The sequence below is a fragment of the Psychrobacter sp. ASPA161_6 genome (assembly GCF_051970285.1).
Lineage (GTDB): Bacteria > Pseudomonadota > Gammaproteobacteria > Pseudomonadales > Moraxellaceae > Psychrobacter > Psychrobacter glaciei.
Genome location: NZ_JBEFNJ010000001.1, coordinates 585,228 through 598,248 on the forward strand (window position 1 = coordinate 585,228; position 13,021 = coordinate 598,248).

Annotated in this window: 10 protein-coding genes; 9 read left to right on the forward strand and 1 reads right to left on the reverse strand. The window is 44.1% G+C overall.

All coding sequences use genetic code 11. The features are described 5' to 3' along the window. Positions 1-163 precede the first annotated feature (163 nt). From ACTQ9T_RS02475 to ACTQ9T_RS02510, 8 genes are all read left to right on the forward strand, one after another. A complete protein-coding gene (locus tag ACTQ9T_RS02475; protein WP_010200237.1) occupies positions 164-973 on the forward strand; it encodes a phosphatidate cytidylyltransferase in 810 nt (269 codons plus the stop codon). Between the two features lie 199 nt (positions 974-1,172). Further along, positions 1,173-2,381 carry a 1-deoxy-D-xylulose-5-phosphate reductoisomerase gene (gene ispC / locus ACTQ9T_RS02480; RefSeq protein ID WP_440463970.1) on the forward strand — a complete coding sequence of 403 codons (1,209 nt, stop codon included), beginning with the start codon at positions 1,173-1,175 and terminating at the stop codon, positions 2,379-2,381. 72 nt (positions 2,382-2,453) lie between these two features. Beyond that, on the forward strand, positions 2,454-3,830 hold the full coding sequence (gene rseP, locus ACTQ9T_RS02485; protein WP_440463971.1) for an RIP metalloprotease RseP: 1,377 nt from the start codon (positions 2,454-2,456) through the stop codon (positions 3,828-3,830). A 263-nt stretch (positions 3,831-4,093) separates the two neighbouring features. Then, positions 4,094-6,526: an outer membrane protein assembly factor BamA gene (gene bamA / locus ACTQ9T_RS02490; RefSeq protein ID WP_210540134.1), complete on the forward strand. Its 2,433-nt coding sequence runs from the start codon at positions 4,094-4,096 to the stop codon at positions 6,524-6,526. A 141-nt stretch (positions 6,527-6,667) separates the two neighbouring features. Beyond that, entirely contained in the window at positions 6,668-7,684 is a 1,017-nt protein-coding gene (lpxD, locus tag ACTQ9T_RS02495) for a UDP-3-O-(3-hydroxymyristoyl)glucosamine N-acyltransferase (RefSeq protein WP_201591074.1), read from the forward strand. Positions 7,685-7,767: 83 nt separating this feature from the next. Next, positions 7,768-8,277 carry a 3-hydroxyacyl-ACP dehydratase FabZ gene (gene fabZ / locus ACTQ9T_RS02500; protein WP_189580613.1) on the forward strand — a complete coding sequence of 170 codons (510 nt, stop codon included), beginning with the start codon at positions 7,768-7,770 and terminating at the stop codon, positions 8,275-8,277. 181 nt (positions 8,278-8,458) lie between these two features. Beyond that, positions 8,459-9,238, forward strand: coding sequence for an acyl-ACP--UDP-N-acetylglucosamine O-acyltransferase (gene lpxA / locus ACTQ9T_RS02505; RefSeq protein ID WP_189580617.1), 780 nt, complete (start codon positions 8,459-8,461; stop codon positions 9,236-9,238). 316 nt (positions 9,239-9,554) lie between these two features. Continuing rightward, positions 9,555-10,907 carry a sodium-dependent transporter gene (locus ACTQ9T_RS02510; protein ID WP_010200218.1) on the forward strand — a complete coding sequence of 451 codons (1,353 nt, stop codon included), beginning with the start codon at positions 9,555-9,557 and terminating at the stop codon, positions 10,905-10,907. A 97-nt stretch (positions 10,908-11,004) separates the two neighbouring features. On the opposite strand, the gene tgt is transcribed toward ACTQ9T_RS02510, so the two are convergent. Next, a complete protein-coding gene (gene tgt, locus ACTQ9T_RS02515; RefSeq protein ID WP_010200213.1) occupies positions 11,005-12,156 on the reverse strand; it encodes a tRNA guanosine(34) transglycosylase Tgt in 1,152 nt (383 codons plus the stop codon). Positions 12,157-12,457: 301 nt separating this feature from the next. On the opposite strand from tgt, the gene ACTQ9T_RS02520 reads away from it, so the two are divergent. Beyond that, a complete protein-coding gene (locus ACTQ9T_RS02520; protein ID WP_189580621.1) occupies positions 12,458-13,021 on the forward strand; it encodes an SOUL family heme-binding protein in 564 nt (187 codons plus the stop codon).

Sequence of the window (13,021 nt, forward strand, 5' to 3'; positions counted from 1 at the left end):
AATCTATCAAGCCATTAATATTACTTGCTTGTGCAGTCACAAACCGCTTTAATTGGTCTCAATCACCATTAGTAGGCTATTGTAGATTAGCTATTATATAAGACACTTTTATATAAGGCACTTTTTGACCAGACATTTTTCATTATTATAAGGTTCGACAAGTATGTGGCAACGAATTAAAACGGCAATTGTTCTCGTTATTATCGTTGGTATTGCAATGTTTGCGAGCCAAACCCCTATCTTGTTTGCCCCATTATTGGCCATTGGCGTGATTATCGCGGCGCATGAATGGACAAAGCTGATGCCAAAGTGGCGCCAGCCTGCGGTGTTTGTGGTATTGGTATTGGTACTGACTTTAGTTTCGCTGATGTTCAAAGTAACTTGGCTGTTTTGGTGGGTGGCTTCACTCGCTATATGGTTGATGGCGCTATCTTGGGTCAGGGTATTCCCGACGCACACCAATTGGTACGGAAAGAAACTAGCGTTGATGGGTGCAGTTATATTGACTGCATCGATTACGGCGATGTTTTATTTGTGGCAGCTGTCAGCATGGTGGCTACTCTACGTATTCTTACTGGTTTGGTGTGCGGACAGTGGTGCTTATTTTGTAGGTCGCAAGCTCGGTCGCCGAAAAATGGCACCAAATGTCTCACCTAACAAGAGCATGGAAGGATTGGCTGGCGGTCTTGTGACTGGTCTGCTAGTGGTGGTTGCTATTAGTGTCTTCAAACTGCAATTAACTGGTGTACCATTAATTGCATTTGTGTCGCTATCAGCCATCACTATTCTTGCCTCTGTACTCGGTGATTTGTTTGAATCGATGCTCAAGCGCCGCGCTGATGTAAAAGACTCAGGAACGATTTTACCGGGGCATGGCGGGATACTTGATCGTATTGATTCGCTATTGTCTGCGACGCCAATATTTGCGCTTGGCTTTTGGGCGATACAGCAGTTGGGCCTCATCGTCGTTTAAGGGACTGATGCAGGCTCATTGATTTGCTGAGTCTGATTAGGCGACTGGTTTTTGCCAACATCTTAGTTTTATCTATTATAATAAAGCATCGATATAATCTAGCATCGATGCTTTGCTGTTATTCATACCTTTATTCATACCTTATTAACTCTCCTGATTTTTTATTTAAATTTTAATAGTAACAATATTGTGGGCACCGATGGTTATGACGCAACGCATCGCCGTACTAGGCGCAACAGGCTCGATTGGCGATAGCACGCTAGCAATTTTGGCGGCGCAACCGCTCAATTACCAAGTCTATGCGCTATCAGGCTACCACCGCTTAGACAAATTGTTTGCGCTTTGCCAGCAGTTTTTGCCCAAGCGTGTCAGCGTGCCGACAGCCGCAGTCGATGACTTTGCCAAACGCCTCAGCGCGGCAGGTCTCAATATCGATGTGGTAGGCGGGGCAGCAGGGCTGGTCGATATTGCTACCGATACGCAAACTGATACCGTTGTTGCTGCTATTGTTGGCGCCGCTGGCCTGCCTTCTACTTTGGCCGCCGCACGGGCAGGCAAGCGTATTTTATTGGCAAATAAAGAAGCGTTGGTAATGGCAGGTCAGGTAATGATAAATGCCGTTAAAGCGAACAATGCCACCTTGCTGCCGCTCGATTCTGAACATAATGCAATTTTTCAGTGTCTGCCGCTCGCTATTCAACGAGATAACACTCAAATTCATCAGCCAAACCATGGTGTCCGTAAGTTATGGTTAACCGCATCTGGCGGGCCATTTTTGCAGCAGTCATTTGCTCAGATGCAGCAAGCGAGCGTCGCTGAAGCCGTTAAACACCCAAACTGGTCGATGGGGCAAAAGATATCGGTCGATTCTGCAACGATGATGAACAAGGGACTTGAGTTGATTGAGGCTTGTCATTTATTTGATTTGCCTGAAGATAAAATAAATGTGGTCATTCATCCACAAAGTATCATCCACTCAATGGTAGAATATAGCGATGGCAGCTTTTTAGCGCAGCTCGGCAGCCCAGACATGAAAACTCCGATTGCTCATGCGCTCAGTTACCCTGATCGTATCGAAAGCGGCTCGCAGCCTTTAGACTTGTTTGCGCTAAGTGCTCTAGAATTTATTCAGCCTGATTTGCAGAAGTTTGCGTGTTTGCGTCTTGCCCGTCAAGCCATGCAAGCAGGCACACAGACAACGATTGTGCTTAACGCTGCTAATGAAATTGCCGTTGCTGCATTTTTGAACGGTCAGATTCGTTTGACGGATATTGCTGATATTAATGAGCAAGCCTTAAATGAGATACAGGTACCACCATTAAACGACACGGCTGACATAGAAGATATATTAACAATTGATAAGATAGCGCGCCATCTTACTGACAAGCTTGTGGCAAAGTTGGCATAATCATGGCAAGAGTTTCTTAGTTTAAAAGTGATATTAATAGAAGATGCTAAGAGAAAATACTGAGAAAAGATCATGACGTTTTTATTAACGCTCCTTGCGGCAATATTTGTCTTAGGTCCGCTTATTGCCTTACATGAATGGGGGCACTACATTGTAGCGCGACTCTGCGGTGTTAAAGTTTTGACCTATTCGATCGGTTTTGGTCCTAAACTCTTTGGCTGGACGAGCAAAAAGAGCGGTATTGATTATCGTATCTCAGCGCTGCCGCTGGGTGGTTATGTCAAGATGCTGGATGAACGTGAAGGCGAGGTAGCCAAAGATGAGCTACATTTGGCCTTTAATCGTCAGCATCCGCTAAAAAAGATTGCGATCGTTGCCGCTGGACCTATCATGAACTTTGTCATCGCGATTGCGTTGTTTTGGGTGTTATTTATGACGCCATCAGAGCAGTTGGCGACAAAGATTGGGCAAGTATTACCTGATACACCAGCGGCTATAGCACAGCTGCCCGTTGGTGATAAAATCGTTGCGATTGATGGTCATGAGGTGCAAACGTGGGAAGGTATTAATTATCGCCTTGCTGGACGGATGGGCGAGACTGATAACGTCAGTATAACCTTGAAATCAGAGTCACAGACTTCCAATGCAACGAAGACTTATCAAGCACCCGTTAAAACCTTTATGCAAGGCACCTCGCAAGGTAAAGACGCGCTAACGAGCTTTGGCATGCTACCATGGCAGCCAGATATTGAACCTATCGTTGGTGATTTGAGTGCTGATGGTGCTGCCAGTCGGCAGGGGTTAAAAGTCGGCGATCGCATCACAGCTATCAATGATACAGAAATTAAAGATTGGATTAGTGCTACCCGTATCATCCGCGATAATCCTGAAACACTGCTTAATTTTATGGTTTTGCGTGACGGAAAATCTGTTCAATTACAGATTATGCCGCAAGGTAAAAAAGACAATCTAGGTAATGACTTTGGGCAGATTGGTGCTATGGTAGCGCAGTCTGAGATTGTCATTCCCGATGCTTATAAAGCCACCGTCGTGTATGGTCCTGGTGAGTCATTGGTTAAGTCGTTTGAAAAGACAGAACAGTTGGCGGTGATGACGGTCAGCTCAATGGGAAAAATGCTCTCAGGTATGATTGGTCTGGACAATTTATCAGGGCCTATTACGATTGCTAAAGTCGCCAAACAAAGCTTTGATATCAGTTGGCAGATGGTATTGTCCACCGCTGCTTTGATTAGCCTGAGCCTCGCCGTACTCAATCTTTTACCGATTCCAGTGTTAGATGGTGGTCATATTGTGTATTATCTCATAGAGCTGATACGTGGTAAGCCTCTCTCGGAAGGAATACAAATGGCAGGGCTAAATATCGGCTTACTCTTGCTGGCAGGTTTCATGGTGTTAGCAATTGGTAATGATATCAGTCGGCTGTTTTGATAGACTACAGAGCAGTCTAAAGGGTAAGCCGCGATACACTAATGGTTTTGCGCGTATCGTGCGCTGATTATTGGTAGGCGTGCTGCGCTCTTTTGTATCGCTGTCTCTGTACTAATCGTAATTTTTAGTTTATTTTATGATGCGTTTTATATAAAGTGTCCTGAGTCTCCCGCGAGTGAGCGAATGATTTCACTCGGATTGGGCTAGACAACATGTGCTTTTTAACTTAACTTCAGCAAGTTTTTTATTGACGGATAGTGTTTATGCGTACGCCTTTATTTATGAGCGCGGCAGGGTTGCCGTTAGTTGTAGCGATGATGAGTATGCCTGTACAGGCGGCAGAATTTGTGGTCACTGACATCGGTTTCAATGGTTTACAACGCCTAACTCCTGATAGTCTCTATCCGGTTTTACCTATTTCGGTAGGCGACACGGCGAATGATAGTAGTCTGGCAGCCAGTATTAAGGCGCTATATGCGACTGATAACTTTGCCGACATCCAAAGCCGTGTCGAAGGCGGTCAGCTACGATTTGATGTCGTTGAGCGTCCAATTATTGCTGAGGTCAGTTTCGAAGGTAACAAGCTCATTCCAAAAGAAGGTCTAGAGCAAGGACTTGGCAACGCTGGTCTGTCAGTCGGTAGTGTACTTAAGCAATCGACATTGCAGGGTGTCGCTAATGAACTACAGCAGCAATATATTAGCCAAGGTTATTACAATAGTAATATCGAAGTTGATCAAACGCTACTGGATGGCAACCGTGTCAAGCTTGATGTGCGCTTCATCGAAGGTAAGCCTGCTAAAGTGGTTGATATCAATGTTATTGGTAACACACATTTTAGTGACGAAGAGATTAAAGACGTTTTCGCTGTCAAAGAGTCGTCATGGACACGTTTGCTGTCTAAGTCTGATCGCTACGCAAAAGAAAAGCTGGCTGCCAGTTTAGAGAATTTGAAAGCGCTGTATCAGAACGATGGTTATGTGCGTTTTAACGTGGATAATGCGGTACTCAATATCAGTGAAGACAAACGCAGCGTCTTTATTGAAGTCAGCTTGAGTGAAGGCGAGCAATATCAGTTTGGGGAAGTGAATTTCTTAGGTAAGCCGACATTTGAGACCAATGAGCTTAAAGAATTGGTTACTTTTGAGCAAAATGAAAAGTATTCACAAGCCAAGCTTGATGCCACGACTGCTTCTCTAAAGAGCCGTTATGGGAATGAAGGTTATTATTTAGCACAAATTCGACCAGTACCGCGTATTAACGACGAAACTAAAATGGTCGATGTCGATTATTATATCGATCCAGCACGTCCTATCTATGTACGCCGTATTAACTTTACAGGTAATACCAAAACTCAGGATGTGGTACTGCGTCGTGAAATGCGTCAATTGGAAGGGGCGCTCGCCTCTAGCGAAAAAATTCAGTTGTCACGTACGCGTCTGATGCGTACAGGTTTCTTTAAAGCAGTCAACGTCGATGTCAAGCCAGTACCGAATCAGCCAGACCAAATGGATGTGAATTTTACGGTTGAAGAGCAGCCTTCTGGTAGCTCAACGATTGCTGCCGGTTACTCGCAAAGTGGCGGTGTTACTTTCCAGTTAGATTTGACGCAAAATAACTTTATGGGTACGGGTAACCGCGTTAAAGCGGCGCTATCACGTTCAGAAACTCGTGATTCTTATAGCTTGGGTTATACCGATCCGTACTTCACCGAAAACGGTGTTTCTCAGGGTCTGAGTGCCTATTATCGCGAAACCAAATATGATGACAGAAACGTCAGTAACTATGTCACCGATTCTTATGGTGCTACGCTGAACTATAGCTATCCTGTCGATGAAACCAAGCGTGTTAGTGCTGGTCTAAACGTTGATAACACGTCAGTACGTGGTGGTCGCTTCCTTGGTGTATCAAACGTACAACAGATTATCGATGATGGCGGATCGTTTGAAAACTTTACTGGAGACTTTGAAGGTCGTACTGGCTTCAAAAACGACTATCAGACCTATAACTTGCTGTTTGGTTGGGATTACAGCACTTTAGATCGCCCAGTATTTCCGACCAAAGGCATGAGTCATACGGTTGACGCGACCATTGGTCTTGGTGATGCCAATTATCAAAAACTCGTTTATCAAGGCAATGTGTACTATCCACTTTATAAAGATTTAGTAGCACGTGGTTATACCAAGCTCGGTTACGGCAATGACTTACCCTTCTACGAAAACTTTTATGCTGGTGGTTATGGCTCGGTGCGTGGCTATGAAGCGTCAACACTAGGTCCTAAATCACAAGGTTATTTTGACGCGATTAATAGTGACAGCCGCTTTAAAGACGAAGAGGTCGGTGGTAATGCCTTGGTCAGCTTTGGTAGTGAGCTGATCTTACCAATGCCATTTAAGGGTGATTGGGCAGATCAAGTGCGCCCAGTGCTATTTGCTGAAGGTGGTCAAGTATTTGATACTACGAGTAAAGAAGATCGTACGTTTATTGACCCTAATACGGGTGACCCGACTAAGAATTCAGATGGCAGTGAAATAAAGCTATTAACGCAAGATAATGACATGCGGTATAGTGCGGGTGCGGGTGTGACTTGGTATACGCCAATCGGTCCAATTTCATTGAGTTATGCCGTACCGTTCGGTGATAAAGAAGGTGATGAGACTGAGAAAGTACAGTTCCAGATTGGTAGCACGTTCTAAGTTGCCAACGATTATTAGCTTAGTTTAATGGTTTATATTAAGTCAATATTATAAATCAATCAAAAATCTGATCTTCATAGGTCATCGAGTTGATGTTTCAACTTGATGACCCTTTTATTCATTCTAATGTTAATGCCAACTATGATAACGATTGAGCAACTTATCACGCGGATTGAGCAGCGTCAGCCTATCATTAATAAGGCTGATCTTAGCGCTGAACAGTTACAGCTGACACTCAACAGTGTTGGTAGTTTAACCACTGCTAATGATGCACAATTAAGCTTTTTGGCAAATTCTCATTACGTCTCTAGCTTGACCAACAGTCAGGCAGCGGCAGTGTTTGTCACTGCTGAATACCGTGACCAAGTACCAGCAATGTCGATAGCGCTGGTAGTGGCAGCGCCTTACTTAGCTTATGCGAGTGCCAGTCAACTATTTGCTCGTCAAACGCCAGAGGTTGGTATCCATCCTAGTGCGGTCATTGCGGATAGTGCGATCATTGGTGAACAGGTCAGTATTGGTCCATTTTGTGTAATTGGTGACAATACGAGCATTGGTGCGCGCAGTCGTCTTGATGCCCATGTGGTCGTCGAACCCCACAGTACTATCGGTACTGATTGCCTTATCAAGTCGCAAGTCGTCATCGGCCATGACTGTATTATTGGCAATCATGTTAGGCTGCATGCTGGCGTCAGCGTAGGGTCTGAAGGCTTTGGTTTTGCCCCAACCAGAGACCCGAGTATTACGGGCTGGGAGCGCATCGCTCAGCTTGGTCGTGTGATCATCGGCGATCATGTACGTATTGGTAGCCAGACTTGTATTGATCGCGGTGCTATTGATGACACGGTAATTGGCAATCATGTTATTATTGACAATCTTGTACAGGTTGCTCATAACGTGCACATCGGTGATGGGACGGCTATTGCTGCCCACACGGCAATTGCGGGCAGCACGAGTATTGGCAAACGCTGTGTTATCGGTGGGGCAGTTGGTATCACTGGTCATATTGATATCACCGACGATGTGACGTTGTCGGGAATGACCATGGTGACCAAGTCAATTAAGGTCGCAGGGTCATATTCCTCTGGAACAGCTGCCATGCCGACTGCTAAATGGCGCCGTGCCGCTGTACGCTTTCGTCAGCTCGGCAGTGAATAGTGCCTATACAAGTTCGTCATCCATAAATTTTTTAACATAGCTTTTTACATACAGCTTTTTTAATATAGCAAGGAAGCGTCATTATGAGCAGTACCCATATCGATATCCCATCCGACGAAGACATCAAAAGCTTAGCGGAGCAAGGTCTGACGTTGCCGCTAACCTATCATACGCTCAAGCATTATTTGCCACATCGTTATCCTTTTATGTTGGTAGACAAAATTATTGCTTGTCAGCCTGGGGAATGCATTACTGGTATCAAAAACGTGACCATTAATGAAGAATTTTTCAATGGCCATTTTCCTGATGAACCGATTATGCCAGGGGTATTAATGGTAGAGTCCATGGCGCAAGTTTCTGGCGTATTAGGCTTTATTAGTGCCGGATTGACTGCCGAAGATGGCTATCTATATCTGTTTGCAGGGGTGGATAAGGTGCGTTTTAAGCGCCGTGTTATTCCTGGTGATCAACTGATTATCCGTGCCAAAACGGTTATGCAAAAGCGCGGTATTTATAAATTTGATTGTACGGTACATGTTGAAAATGAGCTGGCCGCAAGTGCTCAAGTCATGATTGCCCGCCAAGAGCAATAGTTTATCTTCACTATCTTGGAATGAAGACTGGCTTAATCGTTCAAAGACTGACGCTTATATCGGCGATAGTACTAACCACTAATTATTATAATCTGAACGGGTATTGGCTTAATTTATAAAGTTAAATTGGTTGTATTTGTTTTACTATTTACTTGCATCAGATGATACAAAGGCCTAAATTATGAGTCAGATCCATCCAACAGCACTCATCTCACCGTCCGCTCAGATTGATGAGACTGCTATCATCGGTCCTTATTGTATTGTTGGCGACGAGGTGACGATTGGCGCATATACGACGCTGCATCGGCATGTCGTCGTGGCAAGACTTACCCGTATTGGCAGCCACAATCAGTTTTATCAGTTCGCCAGCATCGGTGAAGATCCACAGGATTTGAAGTATGCAGGTGAGCGTACTTGGCTTGAGATTGGCGATCATAATACCGTTCGAGAAGCTTGTAGCTTACATCGTGGCACAGCCCAAGATGGTGGACTGACCAAAATTGGTAGCCACAACCTGATGATGGTTAATACGCACATCGCTCATGACTGCTTGATTGGTGATCATAACGTACTGGCTAATAATGTTGGCATCGCAGGCCATGTAACGATTGGCGATCATACGATTATCGGTGGTAACTCAGGTATTCATCAGTTCTGTACCGTGGATGATTATAGCTTGGTGGGCGGTGCCAGTTTAATCTTAAAAGATGTAGCAGCCTTTACTATGGTGTCTGGCAATCCGGCAAAAACCCATGGTCTCAATGTAGAAGGAATGCGCCGTAAAGACTGGTCTAAGCACACGATTGACATCTTACGTCAAGCGTATCGCACGATCTTTAGATCAGGCTTAACGACAGCTCAGTCGCTTGAAATTCTAAAGCAAGAGCTATTACCGAAAGAGCCAAAAATTCAGCTGCTTATTGATTCTTTGCAAAAAAGTCGTCGGGGTGTCGTTCGCTAGTCAAGTGATAGATAGTGTACGGATAGAAAGTTAGAGCATTACCTTGTCGAAGGTTCGATGAACCAAACGGTTGTTAAGTAGTCATAAACATAAAAAGCCATAGCCAATTGTTATGGCTTTTTATGTTTATGACTACTTGACTTTTTTAGTCGCTTAGCAGAAACTGAGCGTTTACGATATTGTAAACAATTCTTTCATAATGTTGCTAGGCGCGTCACATTGAAGCGTTAATTAGATAGTCTGTGGTACGGAGGACTATTTAAAATAATCATGGAAGATTATAAGCGACATTAATTGAAGCACGAGGACAGAAAAAATGGCTATCAATAAACAAGAACATGCACAGTGGAGCTCAAGTTTTGGCTTCGTATTAGCAGCGGTTGGTTCAGCAGTAGGTTTAGGAAACATATGGAAGTTTCCATATATGGTTGGTGAAAGCGGTGGTTCAGCCTTTGTTATTGCTTATTTATTCTGTATCGCGCTGGTAGGTTTTCCTATCTTAGTTGCTGAATGGTTGATTGGTCGTCGTGGGCAAAAAAACCCAGTCAATACTTTTGCAGACGTAGCCGCAAGCGAAGGTAAGTCACGCAGTTGGGGTATCGTTGGGGCCACTGGTATTTTGGGCGGCTTTTTGATCCTATCTTTTTATAGTGTGATCGGTGGTTGGGCGCTCAATTATATTACTAAAGTAGGTACGGGAAGTTTTGTAGGTCAAGATAGTGATTCTGTCGCTGCGACCTTTGATGCCATGCTCGCTTCAGCTGGTACGCTGACGATTTGGCATACCGTATTTATGGCGTTGACCGCTTTGATTGTTGGTATTGGTGTGACCAAAGGAATCGAAACCACTGCCAAAGTTTTAATGCCGCTACTAGGTGTGATTTTATTTGTCATCGTTGGTTATAACGTGATAAATGGTGGCTTTGGTGAAGCAGTAGCTTACCTATTTACGCCAGATCTTAGCAAGCTGACCGCTGACGTTATGCTTGCAGCCTTAGGACATGCTTTCTTCACGCTATCTATTGGTATGGGTATCATGGTTGCTTACGGCTCATACTTGGGTCGAGAAGTGAATTTGCTTAAGACGGCACGTACCGTGGTTATTTTGGATACGGTCATTGCCTTGGCAGCTGGTTTAGCTATCTTCCCAATTATCTTTAGCAACGGTCTTGATCCTGCTTCAGGTCCTGGTCTTATCTTTGTGAGCTTGCCGATTGCTTTTGGTAGTATGGGCGCAGGTACGATCATTGGTACCTTATTCTTCTTACTCATTACTTTTGCTGCTATTACCTCATCCATCTCATTACTTGAGCCAACGGTTGAGTTTTTAGAAGAACGTACTCCGATGAATCGTACCGTATCAACCATCGTTGCAAGTACAGTGATCTGGTTATTAGGCATCGCCGCTTTATTATCATTTAACCTATGGTCTGAGTTTACGATTATGGGCAATGGTATCTTTGATGCCTTGGACAAAATTACCAGCAAATTCTTATTGCCATTGACGGGTCTGGCGGCGATTATTTTCCTTGCTTGGAAAATGGATCAACGTACTATTCAACAAGAGCTTGGCTTATCGAATGGTGCTTGGCAGCTTTGGCAAATTGTCGCTAAGTTCGTAGCACCAATTGCCGTGATCGTGGTATTTGTAACCTCGTTAATGGGCTAGTACTGATTAATTAGAAATAATAAAAGCAACACAGTAAAAAGGGCTTAAGATAATTCTTAAGCCCTTTTTGTATTTATAACTATTTCAAAAAATATGATTAGCGTAAGTTTAGTTCAGGAACCGCTTGTCCACGCTTGCTATAAAACTCAGTGACGAATTCATCAAATTTGTCTTGTTCAATAGCGTCTCTAATACCTTGCATCAAACGTTGGTAATAGCGCAAGTTATGAATAGTCGCCAACTGCGCGCCTAGCATCTCTTTGCACTTGTTTAGATGATATAAATAGGCACGGCTAAAGTTTTGGCAAGTATAGCAGTCGCACTCTGGGTCCAATGTACCTTCATCATTGCGATATTGGCTGTTACGGATACGTACAACGCCGGCGTTGTCTAAGTCGCCTGTAACGAAGTAATGACCGTTACGCGCGTTACGAGTCGGCATGACGCAGTCAAACATATCAACGCCGCGACGGACTGCTTCGACAATATCTTCAGGTTTACCAACACCCATCAGATAGCGTGGCTTGTCGGCTGGCATCGCATCTGGAATATAATCCAAAACATCCATCATCTCGTCTTTTGGCTCACCAACAGATAGACCGCCGATGGCATAACCATCAAAGCCGATATCGAGCAGGCCTTCGAGCGACTGCTGGCGCAAATCGGCATACATACTGCCTTGAATAATGCCAAATAAGGCATTGGTGCTGCCCAGTCTGTTGTGCTCATCAACGCAGCGCTGTCCCCAACGTAGTGAGAGCTCTAACGATTTTTTGGCTTCATCATGAGTCGCTGGGTAGGGCGTGCATTCATCGAATTGCATGACGATGTCTGAGTTTAAGCTGTACTGAATCTGCATCGATTTTTCTGGTGATAAAAATACTTTAGCGCCATCGATAGGAGATTTAAAATCGACCCCTTCTTCGGTGATTTTACGCATGGCACCCAGACTGAATACTTGAAAGCCACCTGAATCGGTCAGAATAGGCTTGTTCCAATGCATAAATTTATGCAAACCACCGAACTTATCGATGACTTCAGTACCCGGACGCAGCCATAAATGAAAGGTATTACCTAACACGATATCAGCGCCAATGGCTTCAATATCACGTGGCAACATACCCTTGACCGTGCCATAAGTACCGACAGGCATAAAAGCAGGCGTTTGCACGTCGCCATGATTGAGATGAACCGTACCACGGCGTGCACGCGTCTCGCCGCTGGCCGTTTTATGTAAGACAAATTGCATATGATAATCGCTATTTACGCTATGAAAATGGCGCTAATTATAGCATTGTTAGCAGTTTTTTTGGATACGGATGTTTGTTTATCGATAATATAAATCTTCGATATGATCGTGCTATAACCTAAAGAACACAGAGGGTATTACGGAAACACACAGACAGCATTACAAAGTAATTGGTACAGTAGATTATAAATTAATGATAAAAAAATCATCATCAAATTTTCTATTTGGATGCCGGAGATGCAATATGACAAAAACAATTCCTCTACTATTAAGTGGTTTATTATTCATACCAGGAGTTGCTATGGCCGTTGAAGAGCCTGATTACACCGTAATAAGTCAATCGGAAGATTTTGAACTACGCCGTTATGACCCACAGTTGGTGGCTCAAACACTGGTAACTGGCGATCAAAAAGATGCCAGCAATAAAGGGTTTAAAGTATTAGCCGATTTTATTTTTGGTAACAACACTGCACCGACTGGTGGCAGTGGCAAAATCAGCATGACAGCACCAGTCAAGATGCAACCGTCACAAGAAATCGCAATGACGGCGCCAGTTAACATGCAACAAACCGATGGGAAATGGCGCGTACGTTTTGTGATGCCGAGTCAGTATACGATGCAGACATTACCAAAACCTAATAATCCAGAGGTCGAAATAATTGAAGTGCCTGCTCAAACTTACGGCGTTATCAAATTTTCAGGATTTACCGGAAGCAGTAAAGTGGATGATAAGACGGAGGAGTTGCGCACTTGGATGCAAAGTAAGAATCTAACACCTACAGGTGATCCTGAACTGGCGCGTTATGACACGCCATGGACACTCCCATTTTTACGCCGTAATGAGGTGATGATTCGTTATCAGTAA